This is a genomic window from Gottfriedia acidiceleris (genome assembly GCF_050457485.1).
GTDB lineage: Bacteria > Bacillota > Bacilli > Bacillales > Bacillaceae_G > Gottfriedia > Gottfriedia acidiceleris_D.
On the sequence record NZ_JBCMJM010000017.1, the window covers coordinates 23053 to 44071 of the forward strand.

14 protein-coding genes are annotated in these 21019 nt (G+C 31.9%); 4 read left to right on the top strand and 10 right to left on the bottom strand.

The window, feature by feature from the left end:
- Positions 1-122: 122 nt before the first annotated feature.
- From ABEY15_RS17845 to ABEY15_RS17860, 4 genes are all read right to left on the bottom strand, one after another.
- Entirely contained in the window at positions 123-800 is a 678-nt protein-coding gene (locus tag ABEY15_RS17845) for a response regulator (RefSeq protein WP_025671298.1), read from the bottom strand.
- Positions 801-950: 150 nt separating this feature from the next.
- Positions 951-2144, bottom strand: a complete 1194-nt coding sequence (locus tag ABEY15_RS17850) for a sensor histidine kinase (RefSeq protein ID WP_429891488.1) — start codon at positions 2142-2144, stop codon at positions 951-953.
- Between the two features lie 290 nt (positions 2145-2434).
- Positions 2435-3478 carry an LCP family protein gene (locus ABEY15_RS17855; RefSeq protein ID WP_429891489.1) on the bottom strand — a complete coding sequence of 348 codons (1044 nt, stop codon included), beginning with the start codon at positions 3476-3478 and terminating at the stop codon, positions 2435-2437.
- A gap of 84 nt (positions 3479-3562) precedes the next feature.
- Complete coding sequence (locus ABEY15_RS17860; protein ID WP_429891490.1) at positions 3563-4183, bottom strand: YigZ family protein; 621 nt, start codon at positions 4181-4183, stop codon at positions 3563-3565.
- A gap of 1228 nt (positions 4184-5411) precedes the next feature.
- Between ABEY15_RS17860 and ABEY15_RS17865 the strand changes: the two genes are divergently transcribed.
- Positions 5412-6068, top strand: coding sequence for a sugar transferase (locus tag ABEY15_RS17865; protein WP_025671303.1), 657 nt, complete (start codon positions 5412-5414; stop codon positions 6066-6068).
- A 527-nt stretch (positions 6069-6595) separates the two neighbouring features.
- On the opposite strand, the gene ABEY15_RS17870 is transcribed toward ABEY15_RS17865, so the two are convergent.
- From ABEY15_RS17870 to ABEY15_RS17885, 4 genes are all read right to left on the bottom strand, one after another.
- Positions 6596-8269 carry an Ig-like domain-containing protein gene (locus tag ABEY15_RS17870; protein ID WP_429891491.1) on the bottom strand — a complete coding sequence of 558 codons (1674 nt, stop codon included), beginning with the start codon at positions 8267-8269 and terminating at the stop codon, positions 6596-6598.
- A gap of 128 nt (positions 8270-8397) precedes the next feature.
- On the bottom strand, positions 8398-10809 hold the full coding sequence (locus ABEY15_RS17875; protein ID WP_429891492.1) for an SH3 domain-containing protein: 2412 nt from the start codon (positions 10807-10809) through the stop codon (positions 8398-8400).
- Positions 10810-11116: 307 nt separating this feature from the next.
- Positions 11117-11734, bottom strand: a complete 618-nt coding sequence (locus tag ABEY15_RS17880; protein ID WP_429891493.1) for a lysozyme family protein — start codon at positions 11732-11734, stop codon at positions 11117-11119.
- Positions 11735-11960: 226 nt separating this feature from the next.
- Complete coding sequence (locus ABEY15_RS17885; protein ID WP_429891494.1) at positions 11961-13259, bottom strand: TcaA 3rd/4th domain-containing protein; 1299 nt, start codon at positions 13257-13259, stop codon at positions 11961-11963.
- Between the two features lie 245 nt (positions 13260-13504).
- Here ABEY15_RS17885 and ABEY15_RS17890 point away from each other — a divergent pair, with 245 nt between their 5' ends.
- On the top strand, positions 13505-14887 hold the full coding sequence (locus ABEY15_RS17890) for a M48 family metallopeptidase (protein ID WP_429891495.1): 1383 nt from the start codon (positions 13505-13507) through the stop codon (positions 14885-14887).
- Between the two features lie 117 nt (positions 14888-15004).
- On the opposite strand, the gene ABEY15_RS17895 is transcribed toward ABEY15_RS17890, so the two are convergent.
- Together ABEY15_RS17895 and ABEY15_RS17900 are read right to left on the bottom strand one after the other, a co-directional pair.
- Complete coding sequence (locus tag ABEY15_RS17895; RefSeq protein WP_429891496.1) at positions 15005-15583, bottom strand: YARHG domain-containing protein; 579 nt, start codon at positions 15581-15583, stop codon at positions 15005-15007.
- A 185-nt stretch (positions 15584-15768) separates the two neighbouring features.
- Positions 15769-17418: a hypothetical protein gene (locus tag ABEY15_RS17900; RefSeq protein ID WP_429891497.1), complete on the bottom strand. Its 1650-nt coding sequence runs from the start codon at positions 17416-17418 to the stop codon at positions 15769-15771.
- 281 nt (positions 17419-17699) lie between these two features.
- Here ABEY15_RS17900 and secA2 point away from each other — a divergent pair, with 281 nt between their 5' ends.
- Both secA2 and ABEY15_RS17910 read left to right on the top strand, forming a co-directional pair.
- Complete coding sequence (secA2, locus tag ABEY15_RS17905; RefSeq protein WP_429891498.1) at positions 17700-20084, top strand: accessory Sec system translocase SecA2; 2385 nt, start codon at positions 17700-17702, stop codon at positions 20082-20084.
- Entirely contained in the window at positions 20068-20976 is a 909-nt protein-coding gene (locus ABEY15_RS17910; protein ID WP_429891499.1) for an accessory Sec system S-layer assembly protein, read from the top strand. Before secA2 ends, ABEY15_RS17910 begins: the two co-directional genes overlap by 17 nt.
- The last annotated feature ends 43 nt before the right edge of the window (positions 20977-21019 follow it).

Genomic DNA, 21019 nt, shown 5'->3' on the forward strand with positions numbered 1-21019 from the left:
AAAAAGTGGGCATTTTATTGATTCTATCTTTCAGACTAATCGTGAAAAATAAACTTTATTGTTCTTTTTCTACAAACTAAAACAGAGTACCGATCATCCGATACTCTGCTTTTTGCACTTAACTATTTCACTTCTACCCAAGCGTTTCGAATTGCCGTTACTACAGCATGAGTACGATCATTTACTTCTAGCTTTTGTAGAATATTACTTACATGGTTTTTGACAGTTTTTTCACTAATAAAGAGAGCTTCACCAATAGCACGGTTACTTTTACCATCTGCTAACATTTGAAGTACTTCACATTCTCTTCTAGTAAGTAAATGTAATGGACGGCGCACTTCTACTTCTCGTGATTTAAATAACTGTTCTTTAAGTGATAGTCTTCTAAATTCTTCTACTAGGTTGTGAGTAATCTTCGGGTGTAAATAACATCCACCTTTTGTAACGACTTTAATCGCTTCAATTAGTGTATCTGAGTCCATTTCTTTTAATAAATAGCCTCTTGCACCCACTTTTAGGACATGAGTTACATACGATTCATCATCATGAATTGATAAAATAATTACTTTTGCATCAGGATGTTTTTCTAGTAATGCTTTTGTAGCAGTTACTCCGTTCATTGTCGGCATGTTTATATCAACAATAAATACATCTACTTGATGTTGATCCATGATGTTTACAACCTCTGTACCGTCTGAACCTTCAGCAACAACATCAAAACTCTCTTCAAAGTCTAGGATTCTCTTAATTCCTTCACGAAACAATTTATGATCATCTACAATTGCAATTCTAGTTTTCATTTCATTACTCCTCTGTTTATTTGTTCTAGTTTGCTAATCTATCGAAATTTGTAGAAATTGGTATTTTTTTCTAAATTATAGTATATTTTAACATATTTTATTGATAGATACGACGCAAATCTCCGAAAAACGTGAAATAAAATTTTACTTTTAGAAATTTTCAGACGTTTCTTTTTGAAATGACATTTCAATCTCATTCTCTATTTCTACATCTAAAGTGAACCTAATTGTCGTACCTTCGTCTAGTATAGATTCGATTATAAAATCTCCATTTAATAACTCAACGCGTTCTTTTATTCCTATTAATCCAAAAGAGTTTTCACTTTGGCCTTTTCCAACTGAAAAACCAACTCCATCATCCTGAACGAAAACATTAATTTTGTTTCCTAAAAACTCTAGTCTTACAATAATTGTTGATGGATCGGCATGCTTACATGCGTTTTGAACTGCCTCTTGGATGATCCGAAAAATCGCAACTTCTATTTTTGAATTAAGTCTTTTTTTGCTTTGACCGCAATATTCAAATTTAATCTCAATATGCTTATACGACTCAAGCGATTTTAAATATTTATTAAGGGCTGGAACTAAACCTAAATCATCTAATGCTATTGGGCGTAGATCGTATATAATTCTTCTAACTTCCCCTAATGCGCAACGGACTTGTTCCTTTATATCACCTAATTCTTTTCTTGCTTCTTCTTCTGGTCTTTGGCGATATGTTTTTATCAAAAAGTCTGACTGCATTAATATACTGGCTAACGTTTGGGCAGGTCCATCATGAATTTCGCGTGATAACTTTATACGCTCCTCTTCCTGAGCTTGTATCAGTTGAAATCCGAACTCTTGTTTTTGTTTTGCATCTTCATGTAAATGACTAACTTGCTTAAAGTCTGTATTAAGGTAGTTTAAAACAATTGAAATACGGGCAACTAATAGTTCGGCTTTTTGTAGTTTCTCTAACAAAGTCTGTAGCCTATTTTCTAATTCTTTTCTACGAAGAATTAGAACTTTTTCTTCCTTTAATGAAAGAAGATGCTGTTCCTGAATATTTTGGACAGTTTCATATACTGACTTTACTTGAGATTCAGTATACTTATTAAAATCCCCATCAACTTCAGTTAGTTTTTTGTGTGCCGATCGGGCTAATAAATCTAATCTAACCGTATTTTCAATCTTCTCTACTACTTGTAATTTTACTTCTTCAAGCTCTACTCTTAATTTCTCATATTCTGAGCGAGTATCTTCAACAATTCCAAACACATGGGACTTACTATCTATAACAGATGAGAGCATATTATCCATAATTTCGTCTAGTGTCTGATTGTCCATTTTTCTAGCTGTCATTCACCTTTTCCCCCATTAGCCTATTACTAAATGACTAATAAATTTATATATATCTAATATTATAATGTAAATAGGATTATAATTGTACAAAAATTTGAAATAAGCAAAAATTTTAATTTTTCCGATTCAAACCTTATATTACCAATATATATTGGTATTTTATTATAAGTTTTAAAAAATACATACCTTTATATAACATCCTTAACACAATGTTAACAAGTATTACAAATATATTACGATTTACCCAATAAAAAAGCTGATTCCCGTAAAAGAATCAGCTTTCTGCCTATTTATTGATTGGTACTATTTTCATTTTCAGAACTACTATCTGAATTAATTGTATTAGTTGTTTTAGTTGTAGGTGGTTTTTCTAAACCTAAGTGAACTCGGAATTTGCTAGTAATTTCTTTTACACTTTCCTCTTCAGGAACATAATAGTAAATACCGTGAATCGTATCATCGTGACCTTTTAATTTTATTGTTTCTAAGTCATTTTCAGTGATATTAGGTAAATGCTTCGCAAGTGAAATACCACCGCTCATTTTCATATTCGTACTAATATTTTTACTGAACACTTTCGCATATTGATCCATTTTCATGATTGTTTCAGGTGACTTAATTTCATTTAAGATCGCTTTTATTACTTGTTGCTGTCTTTCTTCACGTCCAAAGTCACCACGAGGATCACGTTTACGCATACGAGAATATGCTAATGCCTCTTGTCCATTTAAATGCATCATACCTTTAGTAAAGTAAACCTTTTTCCTTGGTGTAGTATCTGTATTTTCCCAGAAATCAAAAGGTACATCAACATCTATTCCACCAACTGCATCAACTATGTTTTTAAAGCCATTAAAGTCCACTGTAACATAATAATCAATTGGTACATTTAAGAATTGCTCAACTGTATCAACTGTTAATTGTAAACCGCCATATGAATATGCATGGTTTATTTTAGTTTTTTCTGCATGTCCTGGGATACTTACATATGTATCACGAGGAATACTCATTGTTTTAATTGTCTCCTCTTTAGGATTAAAGGTAGCAAGGATCATCGAGTCAGTTCGTCCACCCTTTCCACCAGTTGAATAGTTCTCAATCCCTAAGAAGAGAATCGATATTGGATCTTTCGATATTGCAACTTTTTCATTTCTTAAGTTCGAAGAAATATCTTCTCCTTTTGTTGCTTTATTTAATTCAAGATATGTTCTAACGCCTTTATATCCTACAAATACTAAGGCTACAATAATGATAAGTAATAATACCCTAGCAATTAAGCCTCTCTTTTTCCTTCTTCGTTTCTTGGCCATTTTTCGAGAATGATTCTGATTCATATGTTCGAATAGACCTCCTTTAAAGTTAGTATGATTGTTCTATTTGAAATTAGTCATATATTTACTATTTATAAAGCTAGACTACTACATGTATTTAACAATACTTTCATTTATATGGCAACTACCATTTGTTAACTCAATCATCCAGTTTTTGAAGATATCTACTTCATCAATCTTAATCCAAAGTTCAAAGCTTACTTCTTCCATGTGGTTAACATTTTCTAAATGATAATGTGAGTTCCGTAAAGCGAACTCTACTTTACCTAACAATTTATAATTAATCTTTACGTTCATTACTTTAACTAATGAACGCTCTACAATTCCAACAGCGTTTAACCCTTCACTGACTGCCTGTCCATATGCACGAATTAATCCTCCTGCTCCAAGCTTTTTACCGCCAAAATACCTTGTTACAACAACAACAGTATCTTTTAATCCTCTCTTTTTCAAAACCTCTAACATCGGAACTCCAGCCGTACCACTCGGTTCACCATCATCATTGGCTTTTTGAATTTCATCATTTTCACCGATTAAATAAGCTGAGCAATTATGAGATGCATCAAAATGCTTTTTTTTAATTTCTGAAATGAATCGTTGCGCATCAACTTCAGTTTTCGCTTCATTTATGTAACAAATAAATTTCGATTTTTCAATCTCAATCTCATGACTACCAAAGCCACAAACAGTGAAATAATTCGCTAGCATTTAACACCTAACCTTTCGACTAAATTAAACAAAATTTCGACTCACTTCAATATATTACTACAATTATTCATTCCATTCCTTAAAAAACACTAACATTCTTCAAAAGTAAGTATTTACTGACAAGATTTTATACAGTAACATTAGAAATAATGCTTAATAATTTGGTTTTAAACTTTAAGTAACTACAATATAATCAGCCAGTATGATCTAATCATTTCATCCGAAAAAGTATTTCATATTCTCACGAATATCAAACTGTATATCCACTACGCATAAAAAAATTTATATCAATTACTGATCCCACATCAAGTGATATCTACTCAATTTAAATTAAATTTAATAATATTGAAAACTAAGTGATAAATACATTTCATCTTTAGTCATATCCAGCCATATCCCCACTAATTTATTTACTTTTTCATTTAAAAATTAAAGTTAACGCCTTTTTGAAGAAGAATATTATCCTAAATGATCAAAAAATATTAGAATCATATTTCTTCTGCGGTAATAAGTTTAATAATGCGGTAATTAAAAATGCAGTTAATAAGAGCATTCTATTTCAACGCTTAATATTAAATATAGTCCTTAATGGAACAACATAAATTTATAAGCTGCGCCCACTTAATTCAAAATCAAATATAACAGCAATGAAAGTGCTAAAAGAGGTTTGCCATAAGTAAAAAAAATCTTGAACAATTACAAAAGGGAGATGATTTTTGGAGAAACAAAAAAACAAGAATTTAAAAGTAGGATAAAAAAACTAAATTTATTCATAATAAATTATAAGGAGAATCATCAAAATATTGTTGTTATTACATACCCAATTACAAAACCAAGGTTATAAAAAGGATTAGTCCTCCCACACTGCTAAATCAATATCTATATGGGGTTTTAATTTCTTTGAGAAAGTGCTATTTTAACGCGACGTATTTTTCCACTTACTTTATGCTAAAATAATAATACTTAAAAAGTTGAACTGGACAAAAGTTTGATCAATTGCTAATTATTGTAATGCCGATTAATAAATCATTCTTGCATACACTATAAGTGTAAGGTACCCTTGTGAACTTTTTATGTGGAGTAATAAGCTTGTAACATAAAAATAATTTGATTTTTTTCTACGAACATTTATAATTGTTATGATGTTATAAAACGTAAACGTTATACATTAGGACATGTTGCAATACACTTGCAAGGATGGGCCTAAATTATAAACTGGGGTGTTTAAATGGCCTTACAGAATACTCAACAAAAGGTTGAAAGCCGCTACTCAATTCAACAACTTGAGTCATTAAAAAAGAAAAGTATTTTTTATTCATTTATAAAAAGAACATTGGATATAGTCTTTGCGTCGCTCGCGTTTGTGATTTCTTTACCATTCGTTTTGTTCTTTATCGCATTAATTAAAATTGATTCTCCTGGTCCCGCTCTTTTCATCCAAGAACGAGTTGGATTAAATGGGAAGATTTTTAATATTTACAAGTTAAGAACAATGCGTATGGATGCAGAGATAAATGGACCACAATGGGCTAGTACGGATGATCCTCGCATTACAAAACTTGGTCACTTCCTTCGAAAAACTCGTATCGATGAATTACCACAGTTCGTCAATGTCTTACGTGGAGATATGAGTCTTGTTGGTCCTAGACCAGAAAGAGCGTTTTTTTTAGTAAAATTTAATCATGAAGTACCAGGCTTCACTAATCGCTTAACAGTCAAACCAGGGTTAACTGGTTGGGCACAAGTGAATGGCGGGTATGAATTAACACCGAAAGAGAAGTTAGTTTTGGATTTACACTATATCGAACATCGATCAATTATGTTGGATATTCGAATTATGTTTAAAACAATTAAAGTTGTCTTGACTGGTGAGGGTGCTCGTTAAGTAATTTAAGACAAGTTCAAATTCTCTTTATTAAAAATAAGAATAGATTAACAAAAGGCCTTTTCTCTATTGGGAAATGGCCTTTTAATTTCTTTAATAATAAGTATTATTGATCATTAAAATACTTAAAAGATAAAAAACATTTTAAATTCCGAAAATTACCCACAATTTCAGAAGTTTATTAACAATTTGTGGATAACATATAATACTTATCCACAAACCGCTTGTTTATAAATTAATTCAAATAGCTAAGAAATATAAAGATACGACAAAATTCTCCCAAAATGAAAATTTTTAATCTTTTCTTCCTGTCGATAAGTATTAATTTTATTCACAAGTTATCCACATGTTAAAAACAAATTGCATTCATCTTAAAAATATTTAGAAAAAAAGATACTCGTCTAACTAATTTATCGAGCATTAGAAATGGAGCAAATGTATAGTTCGAAACAAATAAATTTACTCTTACTTGAAAAATAAAAAAAATACAATGCAATAAGAAAAAAACTTATCGCATCGTATTTGAACTATTTTACAACTTTAATTGTACGAACACTTTTGTTTCCCGATTTATCAATGACATAAACCTTTAAATATGTGTTTGCTTTCTGTACTTTTATTGATACAGAAAATTTACCACTGGAATTAACCGAGCTTTGACCTATTAATGTACTTCCTCGATAAATCTTCACTGAAGCATATTTCTCAGCACTACCTGTTACAGTTTTTGATTTTGAAGTAACTTTATTAACAACTGGAAGAGCTGGTGGTGTTTTATCTAATACTTTTAAAGACTTTGTTGCACTTACATTTCCAGCTTTATCCGTAGCAGTTACACTTACTGTCGTTCCACTTTTTTGCTTTGAAATTGTAAATTTGTAGCTTTTATTTGAAGCAGCTGTAGTGCTTTTTTGAAGCTTACCATTAATATATAGTTTAACTGTAGAACCTGCTTCTGCTGTTCCGGTAATAGTAGTTGATTGATCTGAAACTGTATTCATTGTTGGTTTTGTTGGTTTTGTTTTATCGATTGTAAATTTAATAGTTGTTGTATTCATCACTGAATCTTTCACTACCAGTGTATAGCTTCCCGCTTTTGAAACTAAGTAGTCATTATTAATACGCGTTCCATTCAATGTTGCGATACCCTCATTAAAGTGAAGTTTTACGTCTTTATTGTAGAATTTCCCATTAGTAACCCCAGTTACAACCGGTTTTGCTAAATCATATTTCTTCGTAATGTAAGCAGATGAAATAAATCCTATTTTTCCATCTGCTCTTTTCACTTTAAACCAAGCGAATTGGTTATCATCTTTCTTAGTATCAAACTGGATTTCGTCATAAATTGTTAATGGTGTATACTTAGCAAGTCTTTCCCACTTTGGAGTTGGTTTATCTTGTTCTACCGATGTATTTGGTTCTGGTCGTAATTTAGCACCATCTACTGTTACGTATGCAATTTCTCCCTTTTTCATGAAGAAAGGAGAATCATGAAGCAGCTCTTTATTGATTGCATAAAGAGGAGTTTTGAAAATAATTGGTGCTTTACTATCTTTATTATAATCAAAATCTGACGTTTTAAATGGATACTTAGCTAAAACCGGTGGGGCATCATCAAGCCTTAAATAGCTTTGGCCTTCTATTATTCGGAATACTTTTTCCTGATAAGCATTTACATTGACCGATCCATCTTCCTGTTTAAGTGGACTATTGGCAGGTACATTACCATTATAAGCCATCACAGGAAAGTACCAGTTCTCAATAATATGACGATTAGCACCATTAATTCTTGGTAATAAGTAGTTTCCGCCTGATTTCAAATTGTATTTCTCGTTAAGAATCTCGACACCAGCTTGAATATTATATGCAATATCATTTTCTAGTCGTTGCTGATCATATCTAGGTTGATCTGTCTTTTCAGTAATTTGCATAATACCAAGCCCACCATCAGGGGACTTCATTTCCTGGTTCCAACCAGATTCCCTCCACGCAATTGCCTTTACAACCTCAGGTGGAATATCGGCGTTTATTGCCGCATAAGTCAATAAACAATTAACCTGTTGTATCGAAGGAGTTAGAGTTTTACTAGCGTCTCCACACTTTGAAGCCCAATCTGTGTTTGTTTCTGCACTAGCTTTTCCAGTAAATAAACTTACTGATAAAGCAGTTATTAAACCACTTTTCAGAAAAAAAGATTTCATTGTATCTTCTCCAATCTACCTAAATATTAAGCAATAAATCTATTTTAACATACTTCAATTCATGACTATCTATTTGTCTATAAATCTCATAAAAAAATGGCTCAGTTTTTCTGAGCCATCAAAAAATATTATTTTAATTCTTGTTTAACATAACTTGAAGATACCCATCCAAAGCTTCCATTCGCTAATTGGATTTTATACCATTTTTTTGTACTATCCATTGTTAAAGTACCATCTGTATTTGTAACAATACATACGTAATTATTAAGATTTAACGTACCAATTACATTGTTTTCAGCTGTAGTTGCAGCCGAGCGCACGTTTAAACCATCTGTTGTTATTCTTCCTAAATTTTTAACAGATAGTGTTTGACTATATGCATTTAACTTGATACTGTTTGTCCAAAAAACATTCCCACCAATTGATAATTTAATCCAATAATTATTTGTTTTTTCAAGAAGAAGGAAGGCAGTACCAGCTGCGATCGATTTCACTTTAGCCGTATCTCCTTTTGCGGAGTATAGATCAATGTTTCCTTTTGCAACTGCTTTGATATTAGCAGGGAATACATCACTACCAACAGGAGTAGATGGACTGCCTGGAATCGTAGTATTCGGCTGAGCTTTATCATAGTACGCTTTATCAAACGGTAGAATTTTTTGCATATGTTGAGCAATCAATTTACCCCAGTTTGGATCAGTCGCGTAATAAAAATTCATTCCTTCACTCGCTGCATCTATTCTTACATTGCTCATATCTTTCGTACTAAAGCCAAGATATGCACCTTTATATTTCCAGTTACTTGGGTTTAAGTAAGTAGATTTAATTGAGCGAGCAATATACTCTACATTTTCTTGAACACTCATAAATTTGTATGATGCTATGTATGGTGTTGCATCATATGAACCAAAGCCAAATAAGTTATTTTTACCTAATGAAATTTGAGAAGTACCAAATCCACTTTCATGAATGGCATGCGCTGCTAAATATAGTGCATTTACACCATATTTATTTCCAGCATCAATAAATAATTGTCCTTGGCCAGTCAGTATACTCTTAACTCCACTTTTCACATTACTAGCTATATAGGTATTAATTTGCGCAGCAGTTACAGGAGAAGGTGTACGCAGATCAATAAACTGGTAGCTATCTCTTGATATTATTGGGTCACCAGTTTTTACTTGTTTGATATATGATCCCGATACATATCCCGTTTTCCCATTGTAACTAACCTTATACCAATTGTTAGATGTTTTATCAGTCGCAATTAAAATCATATTAACTGGTATTACCGTAAGCAATGGTGAAGAAGCATTATACGTTTGACGTAGATTTAATTCTGAAGTCGTAATATACGTCGTATCTGTTATATTCGTTATCGTCACGACATCACTTTTTCCGAAATCTACTGCTCTTACATATCCATTTACACCGTTATAAGACACACTATACCAATTACCAATTTTTTTGCTAATTGGAATAACTGCATCTTTTGGAATTTGAATAAGCTTTTTTGATGCGCTGCCGAACGATTGGTATAAATATGTTGCATTTAGCGCCTTATAATTCGTAGTAGTAAATGTTGTGAAGCTATTTGCAGTTACATCTTCACTCTTCACATAAAGATTTTGTCCATTGTAATTAATTCGATACCATATCTTCCCTACTAAATCAGTCGCTTTTTGAGTTGAAGCGAAGCCATTATCTGCACTAACTGTAGTTACTACAGGTTTTGTCGCATCTGGAGTTGCATATAAGTTAGTGACTGCTTTCGTAAAATAATATGCAGTACTTGTTGTTTCATATTTTATTTCATTTACTTTTGTAAAGTTATTAATATAAACATATCCCGTTTTACCATTAAGCGAGACGTTATACCAGTTACCAACACGTTTTGATGATGAAATAACTGTACCACTTGGAATACTTAATAATACTTTAGACGAAATACCATAGGTTTGATATAAACTCGTGTTTTTAATTGCTTTATATTTAGTTTGGGCAAATGTAGCTACAGTACTTTTCGTAACATCTGCGCTATTTACATACAATGTTTTTCCATTATAACTAACGCGGAACCATGTTTGGCCAATGCTATTTACAATGTTTTGAGTACTATAAAATCCATTATTAACAACTACAGAATATACTGCAGCTTTTTTGGTATCAGGCGTTGGATATAGCTTAGTAGTTTTATTTGTAAAATAATAAGCAGTCGATTGAGTAGTATATTTATAATATTCCTTTAAATAGGCACCACTTACCCAGCCAGTTATTGAATTATAAGTCACTTTGTACCAATTACCGTTTCTTTGAGTAGCGGTAATTACTTTTCCTTTTGGAATCGTCAAAAGTGTTTTATAGGTTGTACCTGCACCCTGTCTTAAATTTAGATTTGCTGTCGTTTGATACTTCGTTTTAATATTTACGATTGCTGCACTCGCTTTTGATGTTTCCAAGCCAATATTAGGACAGGAAATGCTGGAGGTGCCTACTAATATGCCTGTTGATACCAAAAGTACTCTTCCCATTTTTTTCATGTATCAAATTTTCCTTTCCTACCATTTTTACATTTAAAACGTAGAATAAAACAATCCAATTCTATTAAACTAGTAAAATTAATAATCTATAATTTTTTTAAAATGAAATTAACAAAAAATTAACACTAAAATTAAGTATAAGTCATAAAATGTCGGAATTTGAATTGTTTTTTCAATAATTATATCGGTAAAAAAAGGAAATTGTTTAATTTTATCGAAACGACAACCATTTTGTAATTAAATTGACATAATTCTAAAAAAAAAGTTAAAAAGTCCATAAAGAAGTCATTTATTTCTTCTTCATGGACTATGGTTTTCCTACTATATTATGTTTAAGAGGGACTAAAATCTCGAAGTACTTTGTTTTCTTCATTACTTTTTGACTATATGTGAAGTCACCATAACAATATGGATATCTGAAATTTTTCTTATTATTATTACACGTATAAAGCTCAGGATTCGTCTCCACCATCGATAGAGAATAAGTTTTAGCAAGTTGATCTGTATGTTTACCTCCATGTGTTTTTACAAAATCAATATAAGCAATCCCCATATTGTAACTTTGTATTATGGTTTGTAAATCAACGCCTTGCTTTTTACCATAGGAATACACGTCTTTAAAGTGTGAGACCCCTTGTTGTATGCTTTTTGAAGTATCTTGAATACTATCCTTTGTTAGTCCTAGTGATTCTGAGGCCTGCATTGGATCTTTTCCTTTACCCTTCGTTTCTTGCATCATTAGTCCTAGTAATAAAGGTGTATATTCTTCTAAATTAGACGTCTTTAATTCAGTATAAACTTGTGTTTCATACTTCAACACATCTTGGAAATAGTAACGATAGATCGCAAATAACCCAATAATTGACATCAGAAGTGTAAATAAAAGAAGTCTTTTAATAAATTTCCACATTCTATTCTTTTTCATTACCTCCAAACATTTCTCTTTAATACATTATAACGAATATTCCTATTTAAAAAAGCAATGTGATAAAACTACATATATTTGACATTAAAATGTGAAAAAAGAAATATTTCTTATAATAATCATTTAATATGAATTGTGCCCTTTTAATCCCAGCTTAATAATTGTGGAACCTTCCAACTCTGAATTCAAAAAAGAGTCCAACCTAAATTGGACTCTTTTCTACAATTTACTTTATCTCTTTTACTTCTACTATACGATCCATTTTTAATTCATCATTTTCTCTTGAGAAGTGGTAAGTAATTTCAAATGATTTCATTTTAGCTTTACCATGTTTATCAGTTACCTCATACGACTCATTTGTTGTAATGATCATACCCGAATCATCTTGCTTTGAATCTTTCATAGAAAAGCTTGTGAGTTTTTGAGTTGTATCCTTTTTCTTAATTTTGTCTTGATATTCCTTAGACTGTAAGAATGCTTGACCATTTTGATTAAACAATCCGTTGATTAGTTGCTTTTCTTCTAAATCAGAGGAAGGCTTAGGACTAGGTAAATACTTATCAAAAAATCGTTTAAGTCCTGCAAAGAAACCATCTTTTTGATCTGTCTCGTCCTGATTTTCAACTGGCGTATCAAACATTAAATCTACATATTTTCCTGTTACTGGAATATCATCCGTTTTAAATAATTCACCATTCTTTTCAATTTCAGCGTGAACTACTGTTTTACCATTTAATAAAAACGGACCAAAGCGATCTAGTTCACTTATTTTTTGCCCAGTATCTTTTCCATTTACAAAAAGTTCTGCCTCAGGTTCGTTTGAGTAAATTTGGACATAACTAACATTAAAAGTTAATTCTTGTGATAACTTATTTTTTGAAGCAGAAGAAAAATCTATATCAACTGAATCCTTAACATCACTATAAACACCTTTGTATGAAACAGCCATAGTGTACTTTCCAGGTAAAATTTTGTGATATGTTGTTTCATATTCATCTTTATTCAAATGTGTAATATGATTATTTAATTTTAATTCAATGTCGTCAATTGGCGAAGAAATCTTTAATTCGAATGGTTGGACACTTATTAAATACGTTTGATAAATCCCTAAAAATTTACTACCCTTTTTAATTGAAAGCACATAGTTTCCTCGACTATCTATTAATTTACTTTTAATCACTTTATTATTTTGAATCATATCGTCTAATTTATCTAATACATTATAGCTATTCAAGTAATCCATAAATGCGATTACTGATTCTTCATCTAAAGATGCTCCGGTACCGCCTTTTTGTAACATATGTGTGACTTCTTTAAAATTATTATCTGACACAGCTTTATCAAAAATCTTCACTAATCTTTTAGGCGAATTTAAGTAATTTAATGTTAAATGTGTAATTAATATCGCGATAATTGGTATTAAAATAAACATCCATTTTCTTTTAAAACTAGGTATTCGTTTTTTTCGCATTGTTCGTATACCCGCTCTTGACAAGGAATTTTGTTCTCTTAACTGAGTTTCCATTTATTTTTAACTTCCCCTTAAATTTTCATTCTATATAGTGCATGTTTTTAATATATAAATTGAATCTAAATAAATACTTAAAAAAGTAAACTATAGTCTATCATACTATTTTTTATTTAAAGGGTAAAAAGAAATTTTTTTATTATTTAGTGGAAGTAATTGGTTTCATTTCTTTTAAATATATGTATGACATCCTTTCCATTTCCTTGTTAAACTATAAGAATTGAGGTATAGGAGGAGAGATATTGAAGCCGTTAGTTAATCGGAAAGAATCGATTTATTTTATATTACTTTTACTTTTTAGTATTCCAATTTATTTTTTACTTATTTTAAGTGTTGTTGGTCTTATTATTTTAGGAATTTTAATTGTTTTACCACTCTTTGCCCATTTAATTTTCACTGCCCACATACGTATAAATGGCGTTAAAATTTCTGAAAAACAATTTCCAGAGGTATATTTCAGAACAAGAGAAATTTCAAAGGAAATGGGCTTTTATTTTCTACCAGATGTGTATGTAGTCCAATCTGGAGGACTGTTAAATGCCTTTGCTACGCGTTTCTTTGGACGAAATATGATTGTTTTATATTCAGATCTATTCGAAGAAATTGAATCAAATCCAAAAGTAGTTGATTTCGTGGTTGCACACGAGCTTGCACATATTAAACGAAACCATATACTAAAACAAGCTTTAGTATTGCCTGCAAATTGGGTTCCTTTTTTAGGTTCGGCATATTCACGTGCATGTGAGTATACAAGCGATCGAATGGCTAGTCATTATATAAATGATTTTGAAGCATCGACTCAAGCACTTACAATGTTAGCCGTTGGCCGCAAATATTATCAACAAATTGATCAGCGTGAATATTTATTAAATAGTAGTAATGAAAAAGGCTTTTTAATTTGGTTAAGTGAACGATTAATGTCCCATCCAACTTTACCAAAACGTATTAACGCTTTGCATCATTTTAATAATGTAGAAAGCGATATTAAATTTAAAACACCAAAACGCGTATACGGAATTGCTGTAATTGTATTCGGGTTGTCATTCGGGGTTATAGTCGGTGCAGGTTTATTAGTAGAAAAAGCGATTCCGCTAGCACAATCATTCGTTGATGGCTATTTAGCTGCGGAAACACCATTAACGCAAGCAGTGCTTGATAATGACATTGAACAAGTTAAAGAGTTAATTGACGAAGGAGCAGACGTAAATGAATTGAATGATGACTACGAATCTCCACTTCTCGTAACTTCATATACTGATGAAGATCATCTTAACTTGGAAATGTTAAAGTTATTACTTGATAACGGAGCTAATCCTTCTATAGGAGATGCAGATGATTGGACAATCTTACACGCCGCTGCTTCTATGGGAGACAAGCAAGCAATTGACTTACTACTAAAATATGGAGCAGATATAAACCAGCAAGACAGTTCTGGAGAAACACCTATTTTTGATACAACTTATGAAGTAGATGATGTAAAAACATTCCAGTATCTAATTAAAAAAGGTGCAGACTTATCAATAAAGAATGTGGATGGAATGACAGTAAAAGAAGTAGCTAAGGAAAATGGAGCAAAGAAAATCTTAAAGTGGTTAGATAGTCAAGTAACCGAGATTAAACTTTAAGACATAAACAAGTATTTTCTTATCTAAATAAACAGAGTCAGTAAAAAAGCAAAGTTCATTAATCACTGAACTTTGCTTTTTTTACTAGCTTTTGAAGAAGTAGCCGTTCTTTTTCAACTATTCCCTAGATTTAATTAAACTTAAATTATATTTTTCTACATCATTAAGCTCTCCGCCATACGCTGGATTAGGTTTATACCAAGACTTCGAGCTGAAATAAATCGTCAAGTCACTAGATTTAAATACTAAACCATGCCTAGCATAGATTTCATTTCTGGCTAAACGCAATTCATTTGGAGCTAATTTAATTAGATCTGCATTCGTTAGTTTTCTACTATTACTTTCCGGTAAAACATAATCTTTTGATTGCTTTTCTTCATCGGTAACTTTTGTTTCCTTAGTAGTTGTTTCTTTAGCAACTTCCTTAGTTTTTGTTTCAGTCGCCTTTTCACTCTTTGTTTCTTTTTTTACATCTTTAACTGCTGCTACCTGTGTAGAAGCATTTTCCGGATGAATATTACCTTCATTCATTATTTTTGGGTAAACATAAAAAATTGCTGTAGCACCAATTATAAGTACTCCAGCTATCGAGAGTATTAACGAAAAGTATCGTTTATTACTTAAACCATCTTCCTTATTCTTAAGTTTTTTATGTTCTGAACGACTTTCAACTTTGTTTTCTGCCTTATTAGCCAAATTCTTTCACTCCCCTAATACAGTTATAAATAAATACACTTATCATATTATCTAATCTATTTGCTTAAAATCCAATTCTTTTAATAGAAGTTTAATACGTTATTAACACAATTGAAAAGACTATATCAAATAAACAAGAAATCCCTAGCTCCGCAAACGGAATTAGGGATCATTCACCACTATATTTATTGGATATTGACGCTTATATATTTACCTCCCCTAGTTCCAACAATTACTTGTTGTCCAACTACAACTGGAGACGCCTCAATATTGGCACCTAGATTAATCTTATTGATAATTTTTCCGCTACCACTTATTAAGTACAGGTTACCGACGGAATCACCTTGAATGAAGTAAGCTTTATTATCCTTTGTATAAACTGCTACTGTAGATGACCACGCATAGTTTGGTAACTCTAAATGCCATTTTTCTTTCCCAGTAACAGTATCATAACTAATTAATAAGCCCCCATTCATCCTTTTATACCTTGAAATATTAAAAATAACCTGCCCTTTTAATGGCCCGGTTCCAACAATTGGCGTCGCTAACAGTCCACCATTAACAGGATGATTACCTTTTATCGAATAACCCGGTATCTTCTTCTCCCAAATTACTTTACCAGTAAGCCCATTTAACTTTTGAATGCGTGCATAGCCTTTAGTTCCTTGTTTATCGATTTCAGAACCTGTGTATAAAAACGGTGTGTCATTTGAATTCTCAATGACAATTGACGCATCCGTATCATCATATGCATTATTTGCCCAAATTGGCCTTTTCTTAATAATATCCAGCGCTTGAATACCACCACCATTATCGGCGAAGTATGCAATATTTTTAAATACCGCTACTGAATTTTCAATACCTTGGTAAGAATTACTTTTAAGTTTATATCGATATTTTGAAATTACTGGAGAAATTTTTATCTTTTTAGCCTTTGGATCATATTTAGTATTTAGTTTTATAAAATAAACTAGTCCATTTTCCCCGCCGACTAACATAGCATCATCTTCTCGGTTAAATAACGCAGAGCCATCAAAAGCTCCCCAACCACGAAAAGAATAAGAATCAATTCCTGGAATAAATGCTAATTGTGAGCCATCAATTAGACTAAAAATCCTCATACCTATTTTTCCGGTTTGTGGTATACCTTGTCCAACGTATAAAAGAGGATAACCACGTGGATCAAGAGCCACGCTTCCCTTAATTGGATTTTGTATATTAATTGGATTTCTTGTTTTCTTACCTGTTGCTAAGTCTAAAAAGTAAACTTTTCCATCTAAAGATCCATAAACTACTTCTTTAAAATTTGACTTTGTTTTAAATTGAGAATATAAATTCATAATTTTTTGTTCCTGTGGTTTCCATTCAATTACACTAGGTTGGCCAGTCCATCCTGAGCCGCCGCCCCATCCAGATGAAGAAGAAGTTTGAAAAGACCAGCTCTTTACTAACTTTTGCTTTGAAATGACTGTCGTTCCCATCGAACCGTTATTTCGGAAAGGTCCGCCTCGAAAGCTCAATATTCCATTAATAGTTTGATATTGCTCTGGGAAAGGCTTTGTAAACACTTTTGTACTATTACTGAAACTATACGATAGGTTTTTACTACTTGGGAGTGGATTCAGTTGTAGTGCTTCCCATTTTTTTTGTTGATTTGTCTCAACTTTTTGAAGTGATGATTGTCCACTCCTCTTTTGATTTGTTGCAGCTTTTACTTCATTATTACTTATTAAATTGGTCTCATGTTTAGTGCCTCTATGTTTCAACGATGGTGAACTAAATATACTTGTTAGAAGTATTGCAGCAGAAAAGATTATACCGATCTTTGTCTTCAATTAAGCTCTCTCCCTCATATCTTAGTAGACTATTAATATGAAACTAATAAGATTATATATAATAGGAAGTAAGCAATTTGTCACATTTTGAAATTAACTAGTTATTTTTACTTAAAGATTGATCGCTTCATTTTGATTCTTACTAATTTTTACTTTAGTATTAATAATATAATTTTCAATCTTTTCTATAAATTCCCACTATTTATACCTTGAGTCCCTTAAAACTTATGATACATTTAAAGAAGAGACTTGATAGATTACTAGCTCAGGAGGGAACATCCTTGATCCAGACTTTGCAAAAAATTATTGGCAATCGGAAATTGAAGGAGTATGAAAAAGTTGTTCAAGAGATAAATACAAAGGAGCCATTCTTTGAAAGTCTTCTAGATGAAGATTTGCGTAAATTTACTTATCTATTAAAGCAAAAAATTTCTAATAACGAAGCTGTTATTCATGAAATTACGATAGATGCTTTTGCTCTAGTACGCGAAGCATCAAAACGTGTTTTAGGGATGCGCCCTTATGATGTTCAATTAATTGGCGGACTTGCATTACTAGATGGAAATATTGCTGAAATGCCTACTGGGGAAGGAAAAACATTGGTTTCTTCATTACCTGCTTATACTCGTGCGCTTGAGGGAAAAGGCGTACACATTATTACCATAAACGAATATTTAGCTCGACGAGATGCGGATCAAATTGGGCGGATTCACGAATTTTTAGGTCTTTCAGTAGGATTGAACATTCCCAATTTAACTTTGGAAGCTAAAAAAGCTGCATATAATGCAGATATTACTTATGGAATCGGAACAGAATTTGGTTTTGATTATTTAAGAGATAATATGGTTACTTCATTAGTTGAACAAGTACAACGCCCATATCATTATGCAATTATTGATGAAGTTGACTCAATATTAATAGATGAAGCAAAAACACCACTAATTATTGCAGGAAAAAAACCCGCACAATCACACTTATACTCACTTTGTGCGCGATTTATTCGTACGTTTATAAAAGATAGAGATTATTTTTTAGATCAAGAAACTAAAGCAATTACTTTAACTGAAGAAGGTATTTCAAAGATTGAAAAAGCCTTTATGATTGAAAATTTATATGACCTAGAACATACTATGCTTTTCCACTATGTTCATAACGCATTGCGAGCCGATTTAATATTTCAACGCGATGTTGATTATATTATTCAAGAAGGCGAGATTAGACTAATTGACTTATTTACTGGCCGAATTATGGAAGGACGTTCATTAAGTAACGGTCTCCATCAAGCAATCGAGGCAAAAGAAGGTTTAAAAACAACTGAAGAAAATCATACCGTTGCATCTTTAACAATACAAAATTATTTCCGTATGTACCCAATTCTTTCTGGAATGACTGGAACTGCAAAAACGGAAGAAAAAGAACTCCTACATGTTTATAACATGGAAGTTATTCGAATTCCTACTAATAAACCGGTAATTCGTATTGATCACGAGGATATTGTGTTTGAAAAAATAGAAGAAAAACTCAGAGCAGTTCTGGCTGATGTAAAATTTCGACATGAAAAGGGACAACCAATTCTAATTGGAACAACCTCCATTCATCAATCTGAAGTACTCGCAGAATTATTAGAAAAAGAATCGATAAAGTTTCAGCTCCTTAATGCAAAAAATGTTGAAAAAGAGGCACAGATGATTGCCCAAGCTGGTCAAATAGGTACGATTACTATTTCAACCAATATGGCGGGTCGAGGGACTGATATCATATTAGCTGATGGTGTATCAGATTTAGGAGGTCTTCATGTAATTGGAACCGAACGTCATGAAAGTGAGCGTATTGATTTACAATTAAAAGGGCGTGCAGGAAGACAAGGGGACACTGGTTCATCTCAATTCTATCTGTCATTAGAAGATGAATTATTTGTAAAATATAATACAGAAAAGCTAGAGAAATTATATAAGAATCTACAGGCCGATCAATTTGGTAAAGTACTAAATTCTACGATTCAAGACTTTGTTTCATCTACACAAAGGCTCTGTGAAGGAAATCAATTTTCAATTCGTGAATGGCAGCTTAAATTAGATGGTGTTGCAAATGAACATCGCCGTATTATTTATAAATTAAGAAATAACTTATTACAAAACGAAACTGGTATAGACTGGTTTATTGTTCAAGCTGAAGAAACTATTGATCACTTATTAATGCAATTCTATCCTAAAGATAGTACACCTGAAGATTGGGATCTACTAGAAGGAAAAACAGCACTTGAACAACTTATACCACCACTTCGAATAGATATTGAACATTTTAATACTGAACAAGAGATTTGGCATAACGTAAAAGAAGCTTTTTCAGTATATAAAGATGTATTAAACGGTATGGATGAAGAGAAAAAAGTAAAATTTATTAGTATTGTAAAAAGCATGGCATTAAGTACGATAGATTTATATTGGACTGAACATTTAGAGCATTTACAACAATTGATTGAAGGGATACACTTAAGACAGTATCAACATGAAGATCCATTTCGACTATATGAATTTGATGGATTTACTCTGTTTGAACATACTTATAACTCAATACAACAAGAAATATCAGCAAGTCTTGCTTCAACATTCCAAGAATTATCTTGTCCACAGGGGGTAGAAAAACAAAATGTTATCGTCGATTAAGCGTTTATTACAAAAGGGTAAAGATTCAACAGTTTCATCGAGTGATTTATTGCAACAAACATCTACTGATCAAGCAGTTCAAGTTGAAGAAAATGAAGTGGTTGAAATTTTTCCTAAAATTTCATTCCATCCATTAATGCATATTGAGGATGAAAAGCGTTATGTTTATCAATTTTTAAATAACGAGCTTTCTCCTTTAAAACCAAATCAATTATCATTATCCGCAATCGAACTTGAAACTAATGATGACGGAAGTGCAACTGTTACTGCATTCGTTCGTAACAGTTTAGAAAAATTAGTTCGTTTAGAAGATGCAATTCTATTATTGATTAGTGAAGAAGGAGAACTCTTAGCTAAAAAAGGATTTAGATTGGAAGAGCTTGGCGAAATGCCTCCTTGCAGTAGCCGCCCATGGCGCTTTGTATTTGAACGAGAGTATTTACTAAAAGAGAACTTGCCTGAAACTGGTTTTGAGTTAGCATTTGATTTATCAAAAACTATCCACCGATTAGATATAGATCCAACATGGGAAGGCCGACTTACTGAAGAACAAATTACAGAATTAAGCAATCTTGTAAATTCTTTACCTAAATTACGTATAAATGAAGTGAGCTTACATGCTTTACGTGCAAGCTATAATGAAGAAGGAAACTTAGGCGTTAATATTTTAGTTCGAAACGGATCAACCCAAGCTGTTAGTCTAGAATTATTACCACTAGAAATGTTAAATGAGAATGGCGAAATAATTGCGAAAGGTTTATTCACACTACCTCCATTAACAATCCAAGCAAATACAAGTAAACCATGGACATTTATCTTCCCTAAAGAACTAGTAGAAATAAATGCGTTCTCACAATGGACAATCAGGATACCTGAACAAGAAGTTATTTAAGGTATAATTAAAGAATAGATACACAAAGTTTAAAAGCAGGATT

Excerpts from the sequence above, each read along its gene's own strand:
- ABEY15_RS17855 (WP_429891489.1), bottom strand. The coding sequence starts at position 3,478 with ATGAATCAGAATCATTCTCGAAAAATGGCCAAGAAACGAAGAAGGAAA.
- ABEY15_RS17880 (WP_429891493.1), bottom strand. The coding sequence starts at position 11,734 with ATGAAAAAGAATAGAATGTGGAAATTTATTAAAAGACTTCTTTTATTT.
- ABEY15_RS17845 (WP_025671298.1), bottom strand. The coding sequence starts at position 800 with ATGAAAACTAGAATTGCAATTGTAGATGATCATAAATTGTTTCGTGAA.
- ABEY15_RS17870 (WP_429891491.1), bottom strand. The coding sequence starts at position 8,269 with ATGAAATCTTTTTTTCTGAAAAGTGGTTTAATAACTGCTTTATCAGTA.
- ABEY15_RS17860 (WP_429891490.1), bottom strand. The coding sequence starts at position 4,183 with ATGCTAGCGAATTATTTCACTGTTTGTGGCTTTGGTAGTCATGAGATT.
- ABEY15_RS17910 (WP_429891499.1), top strand. The coding sequence starts at position 20,068 with ATGTTATCGTCGATTAAGCGTTTATTACAAAAGGGTAAAGATTCAACA.
- ABEY15_RS17875 (WP_429891492.1), bottom strand. The coding sequence starts at position 10,809 with ATGAAAAAAATGGGAAGAGTACTTTTGGTATCAACAGGCATATTAGTA.
- ABEY15_RS17865 (WP_025671303.1), top strand. The coding sequence starts at position 5,412 with ATGGCCTTACAGAATACTCAACAAAAGGTTGAAAGCCGCTACTCAATT.
- ABEY15_RS17850 (WP_429891488.1), bottom strand. The coding sequence starts at position 2,144 with ATGACAGCTAGAAAAATGGACAATCAGACACTAGACGAAATTATGGAT.
- ABEY15_RS17885 (WP_429891494.1), bottom strand. The coding sequence starts at position 13,259 with ATGGAAACTCAGTTAAGAGAACAAAATTCCTTGTCAAGAGCGGGTATA.